Source organism: Bacillus hominis, assembly GCF_018332515.1.
GTDB classification, from domain to species: Bacteria; Bacillota; Bacilli; order Bacillales; family Bacillaceae_G; genus Bacillus_A; species Bacillus_A hominis.
The window spans coordinates 1-14,167 of sequence record NZ_BOQD01000086.1; the positions used below are offsets into that span (position 1 = coordinate 1).

General features: G+C 36.0%; 12 protein-coding genes, 1 pseudogene and 2 riboswitches. Of the genes and pseudogenes, 5 read left to right on the plus strand and 8 right to left on the minus strand.

Features of this window, described 5'->3' with window-relative positions; genetic code table 11:
- Positions 1-161: 161 nt before the first annotated feature.
- Both KI356_RS10190 and KI356_RS10195 read left to right on the plus strand, forming a co-directional pair.
- A complete protein-coding gene (locus tag KI356_RS10190) occupies positions 162-404 on the plus strand; it encodes a DUF2626 domain-containing protein (RefSeq protein WP_002015110.1) in 243 nt (80 codons plus the stop codon).
- A gap of 107 nt (positions 405-511) precedes the next feature.
- Positions 512-1,906 carry an L-cystine transporter gene (locus tag KI356_RS10195; protein WP_002122509.1) on the plus strand — a complete coding sequence of 465 codons (1,395 nt, stop codon included), beginning with the start codon at positions 512-514 and terminating at the stop codon, positions 1,904-1,906.
- 234 nt (positions 1,907-2,140) lie between these two features.
- Here KI356_RS10195 and KI356_RS10200 read toward each other — a convergent pair.
- Both KI356_RS10200 and KI356_RS10205 read right to left on the minus strand, forming a co-directional pair.
- Positions 2,141-2,546, minus strand: a pseudogene (locus KI356_RS10200) (hypothetical protein).
- 87 nt (positions 2,547-2,633) lie between these two features.
- A complete protein-coding gene (locus KI356_RS10205; protein WP_128280951.1) occupies positions 2,634-2,849 on the minus strand; it encodes a DUF3912 family protein in 216 nt (71 codons plus the stop codon).
- Between the two features lie 252 nt (positions 2,850-3,101).
- Here KI356_RS10205 and KI356_RS10210 point away from each other — a divergent pair, with 252 nt between their 5' ends.
- Positions 3,102-3,413, plus strand: a complete 312-nt coding sequence (locus tag KI356_RS10210; protein ID WP_128280950.1) for a hypothetical protein — start codon at positions 3,102-3,104, stop codon at positions 3,411-3,413.
- A 34-nt stretch (positions 3,414-3,447) separates the two neighbouring features.
- Here the strand turns inward: KI356_RS10210 and KI356_RS10215 are convergent, their stop codons facing one another.
- From KI356_RS10215 to KI356_RS10240, 6 genes are all read right to left on the minus strand, one after another.
- Positions 3,448-3,936 carry a hypothetical protein gene (locus KI356_RS10215; RefSeq protein ID WP_128280949.1) on the minus strand — a complete coding sequence of 163 codons (489 nt, stop codon included), beginning with the start codon at positions 3,934-3,936 and terminating at the stop codon, positions 3,448-3,450.
- A gap of 107 nt (positions 3,937-4,043) precedes the next feature.
- Positions 4,044-4,421: a nucleoside 2-deoxyribosyltransferase gene (locus KI356_RS10220; protein ID WP_128280948.1), complete on the minus strand. Its 378-nt coding sequence runs from the start codon at positions 4,419-4,421 to the stop codon at positions 4,044-4,046.
- A gap of 97 nt (positions 4,422-4,518) precedes the next feature.
- Positions 4,519-4,761: a DUF3966 domain-containing protein gene (locus KI356_RS10225; protein ID WP_205685965.1), complete on the minus strand. Its 243-nt coding sequence runs from the start codon at positions 4,759-4,761 to the stop codon at positions 4,519-4,521.
- A 95-nt stretch (positions 4,762-4,856) separates the two neighbouring features.
- Positions 4,857-5,915: an undecaprenyldiphospho-muramoylpentapeptide beta-N-acetylglucosaminyltransferase gene (gene murG, locus KI356_RS10230; protein WP_128280946.1), complete on the minus strand. Its 1,059-nt coding sequence runs from the start codon at positions 5,913-5,915 to the stop codon at positions 4,857-4,859.
- Between the two features lie 18 nt (positions 5,916-5,933).
- The gene (gene metH / locus KI356_RS10235; protein WP_212935365.1) at positions 5,934-9,332 is read right to left on the minus strand and encodes a methionine synthase; all 3,399 of its coding nucleotides are present in this window, start codon (positions 9,330-9,332) and stop codon (positions 5,934-5,936) included.
- Positions 9,332-11,164, minus strand: coding sequence for a bifunctional homocysteine S-methyltransferase/methylenetetrahydrofolate reductase (locus tag KI356_RS10240; RefSeq protein WP_212935366.1), 1,833 nt, complete (start codon positions 11,162-11,164; stop codon positions 9,332-9,334). The genes metH and KI356_RS10240 overlap by 1 nt, the downstream gene beginning before the upstream one ends.
- 70 nt (positions 11,165-11,234) lie before the next feature.
- A riboswitch (SAM riboswitch) is annotated at positions 11,235-11,344 on the minus strand.
- Between the two features lie 192 nt (positions 11,345-11,536).
- Positions 11,537-11,650: riboswitch (SAM riboswitch) on the plus strand.
- Between the two features lie 94 nt (positions 11,651-11,744).
- On the opposite strand from KI356_RS10240, the gene metI reads away from it, so the two are divergent.
- Both metI and metC read left to right on the plus strand, forming a co-directional pair.
- Positions 11,745-12,857 (plus strand): cystathionine gamma-synthase/O-acetylhomoserine thiolyase, encoded by a 1,113-nt coding sequence (metI, locus tag KI356_RS10245; protein ID WP_212935367.1) that lies wholly within the window; start codon positions 11,745-11,747, stop codon positions 12,855-12,857.
- Complete coding sequence (metC, locus tag KI356_RS10250) at positions 12,854-14,017, plus strand: cystathionine beta-lyase (RefSeq protein WP_212935368.1); 1,164 nt, start codon at positions 12,854-12,856, stop codon at positions 14,015-14,017. The genes metI and metC overlap by 4 nt, the downstream gene beginning before the upstream one ends.
- Positions 14,018-14,167 lie beyond the last annotated feature (150 nt).

Genomic DNA, 14,167 nt, shown 5'->3' on the forward strand with positions numbered 1-14,167 from the left:
CGTTAATGCGGGATAAAGTTCAAATTTAGTTTTTCAACCAAGAAGAAGTCAATATTATAATTGGCTTCTTTCTTTTATATGAATGAATATTTACAATAGTTAGAAAAATAAACTATAATGAAAAGAGGTTTTACTTTTTTTTAGAAAAGGAGGGAGATGGCATGGAGCGCATGTTTCGCGTTCTCGGCTTTTGGACTGGAATTTTCTCGGTTATGTTTTACGTAGGGGATATGCATTCGACCGCACTACTATTTTTAGGACAAACAGGATTCTTCGTACTTTTAAGTTATTTAAAATTAACAGAGCGTATGTATATATACGTATTCGGGGCATATTTAACCGTTTTCTTCATCGGATTTACATGGTACACAACATTTTTACTTGTCCCTGGAGCTGGGCATTAAGAGATGGCAAATTGCCATCTTTTTTTTAATTCCGCAATTCCCTAGTTGACTTATAGGTTTTATTACCTTATATTCTATATAACAGATTGGAATTAGGGGGAATCAACATGAATACACTGCTTGTCGGAATTAACGTTGCAGTCATGCTCATTTTAGTTGGCGTATTGTATTATATGCAACGTAAGCATGTATCTTTTAATAAACGTGTATTTACTGCTTTAGGAGTCGGAATTATATTCGGTCTTATATTACAATTTATTTATGAGCCTACTTCTAAAGTAATTATCGACTCAAATAACTGGTTTGGTTTAATTGGTAACGGTTATGTAAAATTGCTTCAAATGATTGTTATGCCACTTATTTTAGTATCTATTATTTCAGCATTTACAAAATTACAATTAACGAAAAACCTTGGTAAAATCAGTGGTCTTATTATCGGAATTTTAATTCTTACTACAGGAATTGCCGCAGCTGTCGGTATAGCTGCAAGCGCAGGATTTGATGTATCAGCAACAGGATTACAACAAGGTGATGCAGAATCTGCTCGTCTGAAATTAGTAGAAGAAAGATTTACTTCTATTGAAAAGACAACAATTCCAGACAAATTATTAGAATTGTTGCCTACAAATCCGTTTCTTGATTTAACAGGTGCTCGTCCAACATCAACAATTTCTGTCGTAATATTTGCAGCCTTTATCGGTATTGCCTTCATAGGTGTAAAACGAAAATATCCAGAACAAGCAGAGCTATTTAAGAAGATGCTTGATGCTGTATATGCAATCGTAATGCGCATGGTAACGTTAATTTTACGCCTTACTCCATACGGCGTATTAGCTCTTATGGCAAAAACAGTTGCTGGTAGCGATATAAATGCTATTTTAAAGCTTGGTAACTTCGTGTTAGCGTCTTACGTAGCACTTATCGTAATGTTCGTTATTCACTTATTATTAATTGCTCTATCTGGTTTAAATCCAATTCAATATTTGAAAAAGGTGTTCCCTGTATTAACATTTGCATTCACATCTCGCTCTAGTGCTGGTGCAATGCCATTAAATATTGAAGCACAAAAAGAAAAGCTTGGTATTTCTGAAGGAATCGCAAACTTCGCAGCTTCATTCGGGGTATCTATCGGTCAAAACGGTTGCGCAGGTATTTACCCAGCAATGCTTGCTATGATGGTCGCTCCAACTGTAGGAATTGATCCATTACAACCACAATTTATTTTAACTTTAATCGCTGTCGTTGCTATTAGCTCATTCGGTGTTGCCGGCGTTGGTGGCGGTGCAACATTCGCAGCATTAATCGTACTCTCTACAATGAACTTACCAATCGGCATTGTCGCTCTTGTTATCTCAGTTGAGCCATTAATCGATATGGGTCGTACAGCTCTTAACGTAAGTGGTTCTATGACAGCAGGTCTTATTTCTAGTAAATGGCTTGGTGAATTAGATCAAGATACGTACAATCAAGATGATGTGAAAACTGGTGAAATTGCTTCATAGTAGAAAAGGACGCTAACAATTTATACTGTTAGCGTCCTTTTTTTATTTCTTTCCATCTTCCTCTTTATCTTTTAAACATACGGCATAACATATTGTCTCAAACACTATGAATAAAGCTCTACCGATTACTTCAGCCATGATAACAACATCACCTGTATATTATTACGTATAGATATAAATAAATTATACCATTTTTTTCTAGCTATTAATTTCTTATAAATAAAAGACGAATTATTATTCCGCATCTGCAAACTGTAAAAACTCTTCCAACCGCTCCTTTAACTCCTCCTCTATCTCACAATATGATTCATCAACAAGTTCCCCCTTAACTTACTCCCAAAAACCCTCATTTGAAGTGGCATTCCTAAAAAATAATTACCACATTCCCAGATAGGAACTGTGTAAAATTCAATCATCGCTCCTTCTTCATCTAATACAGCTATCGAAATGGATGAAGAATATCCTGCTTCAAAAGAATTTTCTTTATCTCTGATGAGTTCCATAAATAGTTCCATATTTTTTCTATGTATAAGTGTGAATAATCTTTAAAAAGTTTAAGTGATATTCTCTCTATTTCATTTTCCATACTTTGAATCTTCTCTTTCAACTCCAATGTAAACTCTTGTTCTTTATATTTCATTTCCGACTCCTTAAACATGGAAAAAGAGAATACAATAACATATTCTCTTTTCTCAAATATATTTCACTATCTCACAGCCCGTCCCTTTTACAAATAACCATTCTGCTCGCACCATTCATGAAATTGTCCTACATCTACTCCAACTAATACGATATCCTTTAGCTCTACAGCAATACTTTGTTCCCCAATTACAATAACAAAGTGGGATTCTAATTGTTTTTCATTTTTCTTTACAGTTCCAATTCGGTTCCGATGCGGCCCATCTTTTATATATGCTTTTTGTCCTACAATATCAAAGTTCAAGATTCTCACCCCTTTTACTGCGCTCAAATTGGAAATACAATCTCCACCTCGGAAAATTTCCTTTCATTGCACTATTTCTCTATATATATGACGGAACAATAAAAGAATCCTCTCTTCATTACAATTATTTTTTCTTTGTTTCATTTTTATGTTTTATACGTAAAAATTACAATAAAAAGCACTTGAAAACGCTTTCTCAACCTTATTTCATGTTATAATGTAAAAGTAGAACTTCGTAAAGAGGGATAAAAAATGAATACAAAAATTATTACAAAAGTAATCGAAGCATTAAAAGTATATGGATTTCAAGATGTATCATTCTGTGAAGAAACGAAGAAATTTTTATTTCACAACGAAACTGATATTATGAGCGGCTATGCAGAAGTAACATATAGTAGTCAATTTGAAAAATTCAACTTACAAATTCACCCAATTGAGACACATCACCAAGCAGAGTTACAAGAGGTCGAAAGACATATACAAGCTTGCATACGAAAAGTAGAGTATTTAAATGCACTTCTTACTGGACAAACAAAGCTAGATGATAAAATTATTATTATGTAAAAAAAAGAACGTGATATCCTCACGTTCTTTTTCTTTATATATTCATCTTTTCTTTCAGTTGTAATCCTGTAATGGATTGTAATACATCCATTACCTCTCCTAAAGTCATATCAAAAATCGTTTTATCTTCTATGTATGGAAACTGTCTAAAACGCTTTTCTAACATTTTCACCGCATCCGATGTGAAATTTGCGCTATCAATACCAAATTCTGTTTCAAGAAGCACGATCCAATCTAACACATGAAAACCTAATCCATTTACGAATGAAATAAGTTTTTCTTCTGGCTGTGAAGATAAGAATACGTTTCGCTCCATCTCACTAAAAAGTTCTTCTCCTAAAATTCCTGCTAACTCATCATCATGTTCGCGTTCAATAATCTCTTCATAACCGTAATCATCAACAAGCTCTTCTACTTCTTCACCATCCGCAAAAAGCAATTGACTAAGAATTGCATCTTTCTTAAATTCACTGTTTTGTACAACTTCTAAAAAACTCGTTTCCCAACCATTTTCTAGTTTCATATTTATAACTCCTTTATATGCTTTACTTATAATCACTGTGCCCAAAATAGACTAATGGTAACCTTCACTCTTTTTTGCAAGAAATATTTCTGGCTACATTCCCACATCTAACATTCCACTTTATTCAATATATATGAGACAAGTCCCTCAATTTCTCCTTCAAAAACATCAACTTCTTGTAAATGGTAAAACGTAGTTTGCAACTCATTGCCCTTGTGATATATATAAATTTTCTTTTCTAAAGCAATTGCCATCCCTAATTCTGTATGACTTCCATTCCCACCCTCTAGTATGAGTAAGAAGACATCAGCTTCTCGTATTGCTTCTTGTTCTTCTTCACCAATTTTTTGCAATTGTTCTCTATTAGTTGCTCTTTCATTTTTCGTCCAATCATATGTATGATGCCATCCTACTTCTTTCAACTGGCTTGATATGAAACGTACAAGATGCTTATTTTGAAATCCTGAAGCAATATAAAATTTCATTTATACCCACCCCTTAAATATACATGGGGAAACTCCGTTTTAGCGTTAATAGGATTTTTCCCAAAAAAAATCCCCATCTTTAGAACTTATTTGCGTTTCAATGATGGGGTGCCTCATGGTCTTCTTTTATTTTTTGTTTTTTATAACTTTCATCAGCTAACATTTCTAGTTCAGCTGTTATTTCTGATTTTTCAAGCTCTCGTTCTTGTGAAAATTTCCGTGAAATATAAACAATAATACTACCAACGTACAACACAAAGCATATAATAAGTGCAGTATTTTCATAGAGACTTAGCTCCAACACAGTCACTCCTAATCCATTCGTATTTTCACGCTTAATCAATTGGAATTTCCCTATTAACCATTTGTTATTGTAACATAAAAATATCAATTCTTGGAATCTTTCACTCTATTAAAAAAGACACGATTGTTTAATCATGCCTCTGAAATATGTTGAATGATAGTTTTAATCGCTTCTTTTCCATTATATTTTTTTAATGCTGTTTTATACATCTCATTATTATGAGATAGCTCTTCTATATGCTTTATAAGCGAGTTCACCGTTACATCCTCTTCATATAATACCGATGCATACCCTTGTCTTTTAAAGGATTCAGCATTTAAAATTTGGTCTCCACGGCTTGCAAATTTCGATAACGGAATTAAAACCATTGGCTTTTGCAATGTTAAAAACTCAAAAATTGCATTGGAGCCCGCACGCGAAATAACAAAATCTGTTGCTGCTAATATATCCGGTAACTCTCCATGTATATATTCAAATTGTCTATATCCTTCTTTATTTTGTAAGGATTCATCAAGATTTCCTTTTCCGCAAAGATGCACAATTTGATAATTTTTCAGAAGATCTGGAAGTGCCGATCGAACCGTTTCATTAATTTTCTTTGCTCCTAAACTTCCTCCCATAACAGTAATAACTGATTTCTTACGGGAAAACCCTAGAAACTTTAAACCTTTTTCAAGATTTCCTCTTAGTACGTCTTCACGTACAGGTGATCCTGTATATATTACTTTTTCTTTCGGTAAATGTTTCGCTGCTTCTTCAAATGTAACAAATATTTTCGAGGCAAAACGGAGCGCAATTTTATTTGCTAGTCCAGGTGTCATATCAGATTCATGTAGCAAAACTGGCACCCTATTTAACCATCCTCCAATTACGACTGGTACAGATACGAAACCACCTTTTGAAAAAATTACATCCGGTTTTAGTTTACGAATTGTTACATACGCATCCATAACACCTTTCATTACAAGGAAGGGATCTTTTATATTTTTCAAATCAAAATAACGACGTAGCTTCCCGCTTGCAATACTATAATACGGAATGCCTTCCTTTTCTATAATCGTTTTCTCAATCCCTTGATGAGAACCAATATAAGAGATGTCCCAATTTTCTTCCTGTAAATGTGGAATAATGGCTAAATTAGGCGTTACATGCCCTGCCGAACCGCCACCTGTAAAGACTATTTTTTTCATACGTCTCCCCCTTCAACACTATAATACACTAAAATATCTTGCCTCAGGGTGAGAAAATACCATAGCCGTTACAGATGCTTCTGGTTCCATCATGAATCCTTCCGTTAATGAAATACCTATTTCCTCTGGATGAATTAAGCGAAATAGCTTTTCTTGGTCCGCGAGTTCTGGGCATGCTGGATAACCAAATGACACGCGTATTCCTCTATATTTCGTGCGGAAGCGTTCTTCCATTGTCAATTCAGGTGAATCTGGAATTCCCCAGCGATCACGGATGAGCATATGTGTTTTTTCAGCAAGTCCTTCTGCTAATTCAAGTGCTAACGATTGAATTGCATGACTGCGTAAATAATCCCCCTTCACCTTCCATTCCTCTGCAACATCGCGGACACTTTCTCCAACGGTAACAGATAAAAAAGCAACATAATCCATCTCATCTCCAATAGGGCGTATATAATCGCCTAAAGTACGGTATGGCGCTTTCCCTTGTCTCGGAAATTCAAATCGCTCTATAATACGTGTATGATCTTCCGGGTCGTATATAATTATATTTTGTCCATCACTTTGGGCTGGGAAAAATTGATACACTGCTTTCGGACGTAACCAAGATTGTCCTTCTTGTAATAATTCATCTATTAAATCATTTAATTCGTGCGCTCTTTCATCTCCTTCTTGCAGGAGTTTTTTTACGTTTCCTTTTAATCCAAGATGGTGTCCAATTAACATTTGTCTATTTAAAAACGGTGCAAGATGAAGGGTAGGAATATCCCGTAATACAACTCGTTTCGTCGAATCTGGTATCATAACAGTTGCTTTTGGCAACGGCTCAATAACTGCCGGAATTTCTATTTTTTTCTCCTCTTGTTTCACAATATGAAGATGGCGTTCCTGTTTATCTTGCTTCATCTTTTCACGTTCTTCTTCTTTTTGTAATTTGTTAATAATATCAAGACCTGTCATTGCATCACTTGCATAACATACGAGCCCTTTATAAGTTGGAGAAATACGATTATCTGTAAATTTCCTCGTTAGCGCTGCACCACCTACAACAATTGGAATATCAATATTTGCCGCTTTTAAATCTTCAGCAGTTGTTACCATTTGTTGCGCTGATTTTACTAACAAACCAGAAAGACCAATAATATCAGGTTTCTTTTCTTGTACTTCTTGAACAATTCGATCCGAACGAACATTAATTCCTAAATTAATAATTTCATATCCGTTATTTGATAAAATAATTTCAACAAGATTTTTCCCAATATCATGTACGTCACCTTTTACGGTCGCTAACAATACTTTCCCCTTTTTCGCACTATCACTAGATTCCATATGTGGCTCTAAATAACTTACGGCAGCTTTCATACTTTCAGCACTTTGCAATACTTCAGCAACTATAAGCTCATTACCATTAAATAATCGCCCTACCTCATCCATTCCTGTCATAAGCGGGCCATTAATAATATCTAACGGTTTTCTTCCTTCTGTAAGTGCGAGACTTAAATCTTCGTGTAATCCTTGCTTCGTACCTTCTACAATATAGTTTGCTAATCGTTCATCAAGCGTTAATGTTTCTTGTACAACAACATCTTTCTTTTTAGCAACACGATAAAAGTTTGTAAATTCTTCTAATGTCTCTTTCGTCGTGTCAAATAATAATGCATCTGCAAGACGTTTTTCTTCCTCTGGAATTGATGCATAGCGTTCTAATTTTTCCGTGTTAACAATCGCATAATCTAATCCTGCTTTCGTTGCATGGTATAAAAAGACAGAGTTTAATACTTCACGTCCAGCTGGTGGTAAACCAAAAGATATATTACTCACACCTAGAATCGTTAAACACTCTGGTAACGCTTCTTTAATAAGACGAATTCCTTCTATGGTCGCTGCTGCTGAACCTATATATTCTTCATCACCTGTTCCTACAGGAAACACAAGCGCATCAAAAATAATATCAGATGGGCGTATACCATACTTATTCGTTAGTAATTCATAGCTTCTTTTAGCAATCTCTATCTTTCTTTCTGCACTAACTGCCATACCATCTTCATCAATTGTCCCTACAACTATCGCAGCACCGTATTTCCGAAGAAGGGGTGTCACTTTTTCAAAACGTTCTTCTCCATCCTCTAAATTAATAGAATTGATAACACCTTTTCCTTGAATATAAGTAAGAGCTTTCGCCATAACATTTTCATCTGTTGAATCAATCATAATCGGTACTTTTAACACTTTCGTAACTTCCGCCAAAAATCTTTCCATATCTTCTATTTCATCACGATCTGGGTCCGCCATACAAATATCAATAATATGAGCATTTTTCTTCACTTGTGCTCTTGCCACTTCAGCAGCCTCTTCAAATTTCCCTTCTGCTACTAATCTTTTAAACTTACGTGATCCAATTACGTTCGTCCTTTCTCCAACAAATAAAGGTCTCATAGAATCATCGTATTGCAACGCTTCTAGCCCACTAATTCCATGTCCAACTCGTTTGTGGTGCTCACGAGGATTAAGAGAAGCAAGTGCCTCTTTCATTGCACTTATATGTTCTGGTGTTGTGCCACAACAACCACCAATAATATTAATCCATCCTTCTTCAGCAAATCGCTTCACTTTTTCAGCAAGGGAAGATGGAGATTCATGATAATGTCCATCTTCATCAGGAAGACCAGCGTTTGGATAACAAGAAATATAACACTCCGATAAATCAGATAGAGAACGAATATGCTCCCTCATAAATTCTGGACCAGTAGCACAGTTTAATCCAACCGATAATGGCTTCATATGCTCTACCGATAAATAAAAGGCTTCGATCGTTTGACCCGCTAAAGTCGTTCCCATCGGTTCAATTGTTCCGGAAATCATAATAGGTACTATTTTGTTTAGTTCTTCAAACGCCGATTGAATTCCAAGGTACGCAGCTTTCACATTACGCATATCTTGACTCGTCTCAACGAGCAATACATCAACTTCTCCTCTTAATAATCCTCTCGCTTGCCTTGTATATGCTTCGATTAACTCTTCAAAAGTCACACCGCCTGTAACACTAATTGCTTTCGTCGTTGGTCCCATTGCTCCCGCAACATATACTTCTTTCCCACTTTCTTTGACCGCTTGCTTCGCCAAAAGCGCTGCCCTTTCGTTTAACTCTTCATCTAAATGAGACAATGCATAATCACTTAATACAATATTCGTTGCACCAAACGTATTCGTTTCAATAATATCTGCACCAGCTTCAATGTAGACTTTATGAATATTTGAAATAACATCCGGTCTTGTTTTTACTAAATATTCATTACAACCTTCGTATTCTTCTCCTCCAAAATCTTCCGCTGTTAAGTCTTCTTGCTGGATCATCGTTCCCATTGCACCATCTAATATTAAAATTTCATGTTGTAATCTCTCTTCTATTCGTTTCATCAATTAATACCCTCTTTCACTTCTTGCTTTTCTCTCACATATTTCACGAGATGTTCTGTAATTTCATATTTTAAAAACGGCGTAATAAGATAAATACCATTAAAATATTTCATCGCCGCATCGATCAACTCTTGTGAAATACGAATCCCTTCCTCAATAGCTGCCTCTTTTATTTCATGCCCATCCATTCTTTGTCTTATCTCTTCTGGGAGAGTAATACCTGGCACTTCAAAATGAAGAAAATCTGCATTCCGCTTACTTACTAACGGCATAATCCCAATAAAAATAGGTTGTTCCAAATGCTTTGTCGCTTCATATACTTCTTTAATTAAAGCTACATCATAGATCGGCTGCGTTAAGAAATATTCTGCTCCGGCATCTATTTTTCGTTCCATTCGTTTTACCGCTGCTTTTAAATGTCTTACATGAGGATTGAATGCCCCTCCGACAGAAAATCTTGTTGCCGGACCGATTGATTTCCCTAAAATAGAACGACCATCGTTCATCTCTTTAATCATTTTAATGAGCTCGATAGATGACAAATCATATACAGAAGTTGCACCTGGAAAATCACCAACACGCGCTGGATCACCCGTTAAAGCTAATACTTCCTCCATACCTAATGCTGATAATCCAAGTAAATGAGACTGCAGTCCAATGACGTTATGGTCTCTACACGTTAAATGCGTCAATACTGGAATATCATGCTTCGTTAATAATGCACCCATAGCCATATTCGAAACGCGAGGAGATGCTAATGAATTATCTGCTAGAGTAATAGCATCCGCTCCAGCCCTTTTCAGTGCTCTTGCCCCTTCAAAGAATCGCTGCGTGTCTAACGTTTTCGGTGGATCTAATTCCACTACAACTGTCGTTTGTTTCTTTGCCTTCTCTGCGAGAGTAACATGAACTCTCGAACGCTTCTCGTGTGTATGGACCACTTTTGGCCTTTGAATCGTCTCCTTTGCTATTACAGGTGTAATATTTGCAATAGCACGTTTCATTCCTGCAATATGTTCCGGGGTAGTACCACAGCAACCACCTAATAAACGAATACCTTGTTCAATAAATTTTGTTGTCATCTCTTCAAAATATGCTGGACTTCCCTCGTACACATAACGCCCCTCCACATAATTTGGGAGACCTGCATTCGGATATGCTGATAAATAGCCATTTTGAGGAATCGATATCATTTTGAAAGCTTCCGTCATATGAAGTGGCCCTAGTTGACAGTTCAATCCAACAACATTGGCACCGTAGTCTAAAAGCTGTTTTAATATTTCATTGACATCATTCCCATTTTGAGTCGTACCTGCCTCATGTAACGCTAACTGAGCAACAATCGGAATATTCGTTTGTTTACGCAATACTTTAACGGCATGCAATAATTCAAATTCATCATAAAAAGTTTCTAATAGTAATCCATCAACCTGTTCTTCTAGTAAAGTACCTGCCTGCTCAAGTAACATAAATTCTCGCTCTATATCAGTCGTTGTAACAGCTCCGATATGTTTCATGCCACCAATTGTTCCTAAGATTGCATTTTTTTCTGTCACAGATGCTTTCGCCAGTTTTACCGCCGCTCTATTAATTTGGACAACTTGATTTTCTAATCCATACATACGTAATTTCGCTTCATTTGCCCCATACGTATTCGTTTGAATAACATCCGCTCCAGCAGCTACATATTGTTTATGGATTGATATAATTAAGTCCGGATCAGACAAATTCAATTCTTCAAAACTACTTTGTAAACCATGCGAATGTAATAAAGTTCCAACCGCACCATCGCCTATTACAATTCCTTTTGATAATAAATCTAGTAATTTCACGAATCTCCCTCATTTCTATCAATATAAAAACCCCCTCTTCAAAGTGAAGAGGGGGACATAATCGTTCCTCCTCTTATTATGCAAAACACACGTTTTGCAGGTTTTAGCACCGTTTCAAACATTTAGTTTGAAGGTTGCTGGGTTTCACAGGGCCTTTCCCTCCACCGCTCTCAATAAGAGTATTTTATTTATGTAGCTAAAAGGAAATGCGTTCCCCTTTTAACAATGTTTGTTAATTTTTTATAAATTTAGCATGCACAAAAATAAAAGTCAATGACACTTGCGGAAAAATAAAAAAATATTTAAAATAAAGTTGCAATTCAATTATCTTTTGTTGTAAAGTTAAAAACATAATAAAATTTCATACGAACATTCTTATCTAGAGAGGTAGAGGGACTGGCCCTGTGACGCCTCAGCAACCATTAACGTTCATTCGTTAATAAGGTGCTAATTCCAGCAAATTGTGAAAGATTTGACAGATGAGAAGAAGACTCTATTCAAACTGAAAGCCTTCTTCTTAGAAGGCTTTTTTTATTTTACATTCACTTAGTCGTTCACTTTACAAAGGGGGAATTTTCACATGTCAACAATCGAAACAAAACTAGCACAAATCGGGAATCGTAGCGAAACTACAACAGGAACTGTTAATCCACCAGTTTATTTCTCAACTGCTTATCGGCATGAAGGGCTTGGTAAATCTACTGGCTTTGACTATTCAAGAACTGGAAATCCAACTCGTAGTCTATTAGAACAGGCAATCGCAGACTTAGAATATGGCGAACAAGGTTATGCCTGTAGTTCAGGAATGGCAGCTGTGCTCCTCGTCCTTTCGTTATTCCGTTCTGGAGATGAACTTATTGTATCCGAGGATTTATATGGGGGAACGTATCGATTATTTTCTGAGCATGAAAAAAAGTGGAATATTCGATGTAGATACGTAAATACACAATCTATTAAACAAATTGAGAAAGCTATCACAACTGAAACAAAGGCTATTTTCATAGAAACTCCGACTAATCCACTAATGCAAGTTACTGATATTGCAAGTGTCGCAAGTGTAGCGAAAAGGCATGGACTACTTCTTATTGTAGACAACACATTCTACACGCCTTATATACAACAACCATTAACAGAAGGTGCCGATATCGTTCTTCACAGTGCAACGAAATATTTAGGTGGGCATAACGATGTACTAAGCGGACTTGTCGTTGCAAAAGGAAAAGAACTTTGTGAGGAAATTGCTCATTATCATAATGCCTCAGGGGCTGTCTTAAGTCCATTTGACTCATGGCTATTAATTCGCGGTATGAAAACTTTAGCGCTTCGCATGAGACAACATGAAGAAAATGCGAAAGCAATTGTTGCTTATTTAAATGATGAAGACGGTGTGACAGATGTATTTTATCCAGGAAGAGGCGGTATGATTTCATTTCGTCTTAAAGATGAAACATGGATTGATCCTTTCTTACAATCTTTATCCTTAATTACATTTGCTGAAAGTCTTGGTGGTGTAGAAAGTTTGATGACTTATCCAGCAACACAAACGCATGCTGATATTCCTGAAGAAATTAGAACGGCAAACGGGGTATGTAATCGTCTTCTTCGCTTCTCCGTCGGCATTGAAAATAGTAACGATTTAATTCAAGACTTAAAGCAAGCCATTAAACTTGTAAAAGAAGGTGTAAGAATATGAGTTATTCTATAGATACACTCTTACTACACAACCAATATAAACATGACTCGCAAACAGGAGCTGTTAACGTTCCCATTTATAACACATCAACATTTCATCAGTTTGATGTAGATGCTTTCGGAAAGTACGACTATAGCCGCTCTGGAAATCCAACACGTGAAGCTCTTGAAGATATCATTGCTTTATTAGAAGGCGGGACAAAAGGGTTCGCCTTTGCATCAGGTATTGCAGCGATTTCCACTGCATTTCTCCTTCTTTCACAAGGCGATCACGTACTCATTTCAGAAGACGTATATGGAGGCACTTACCGAATTATTACTGAAGTACTCTCCCGTTACGGTGTTTCACATACATTTGTTGATATGACTAATTTAGAAGAAATAAAGCAAAACATTAAACCAAATACAAAACTCTTTTATGTAGAAACACCTTCTAATCCACTTTTAAAAGTAACAGATATTCGTGCCGTTTCTAAACTTGCAAAATCTGTTGGCGCTCTTACTTTTGTTGATAACACATTTTTGACACCACTATTCCAGAAGCCACTTGATCTCGGCGCCGATGTCGTTCTTCATAGTGCCACAAAATTTATTGCCGGTCATAGTGATGTTACTGCCGGATTAGCGATCGTAAAAGATGCCGAACTCTCTCAAAAAATTGGATTTTTACAAAATGCATTTGGTGCTATTTTAGGTCCTCAAGATTGTTCTCTCGTGCTTCGCGGTCTAAAAACATTGCATGTACGTCTCGAGCATTCAGCTGCAAATGCCAATAAAATTGCACATTATTTACAAGAGCACGCTAAAGTTCAAAATGTCTATTATCCTGGATTACAAACACACCTTGGATTTGATATTCAACAATCTCAAGCCACATCAGCTGGAGCTGTCCTATCTTTTACTTTGCAGTCAGAAGATGCACTCCGCCAATTTTTATCAAAAGTAAAATTACCTGTTTTTGCAGTTAGTTTAGGGGCTGTCGAATCGATTCTTTCCTACCCAGCTAAAATGTCACATGCAGCACTGTCGCAAGAAGCACGTGATGAAAGAGGTATTTCCAATTCATTACTCCGTTTATCGGTTGGTCTTGAAAATGTTAACGATTTAATATCCGATTTCGAAAATGCTCTTTCTTATGTAGAAGAACCTGTAAATGCATAGAGAGAAAAGAAGATATGAAATTAAGTTTTCATATCTTCTTTTTATGCTGTCTAGCATATTTATTTTAATGTTTTTTCTTTTTGTATAGTTCATTAAAAAATAAAAGTATACCATCTATTTCCAAGTAATGGATTAATTGATATATTAAGA

What these genes read in the sequence shown, in the direction of transcription:
- murG (WP_128280946.1), bottom strand. Translation starts at nt 5,915, where the DNA reads ATGAAAAAAATAGTCTTTACAGGTGGCGGTTCGGCAGGGCATGTAACG.
- metI (WP_212935367.1), top strand. Translation starts at nt 11,745, where the DNA reads ATGTCAACAATCGAAACAAAACTAGCACAAATCGGGAATCGTAGCGAA.
- KI356_RS10210 (WP_128280950.1), top strand. Translation starts at nt 3,102, where the DNA reads ATGAATACAAAAATTATTACAAAAGTAATCGAAGCATTAAAAGTATAT.
- KI356_RS10215 (WP_128280949.1), bottom strand. Translation starts at nt 3,936, where the DNA reads ATGAAACTAGAAAATGGTTGGGAAACGAGTTTTTTAGAAGTTGTACAA.
- metH (WP_212935365.1), bottom strand. Translation starts at nt 9,332, where the DNA reads ATGAAACGAATAGAAGAGAGATTACAACATGAAATTTTAATATTAGAT.
- KI356_RS10195 (WP_002122509.1), top strand. Translation starts at nt 512, where the DNA reads ATGAATACACTGCTTGTCGGAATTAACGTTGCAGTCATGCTCATTTTA.
- metC (WP_212935368.1), top strand. Translation starts at nt 12,854, where the DNA reads ATGAGTTATTCTATAGATACACTCTTACTACACAACCAATATAAACAT.
- KI356_RS10220 (WP_128280948.1), bottom strand. Translation starts at nt 4,421, where the DNA reads ATGAAATTTTATATTGCTTCAGGATTTCAAAATAAGCATCTTGTACGT.
- KI356_RS10190 (WP_002015110.1), top strand. Translation starts at nt 162, where the DNA reads ATGGAGCGCATGTTTCGCGTTCTCGGCTTTTGGACTGGAATTTTCTCG.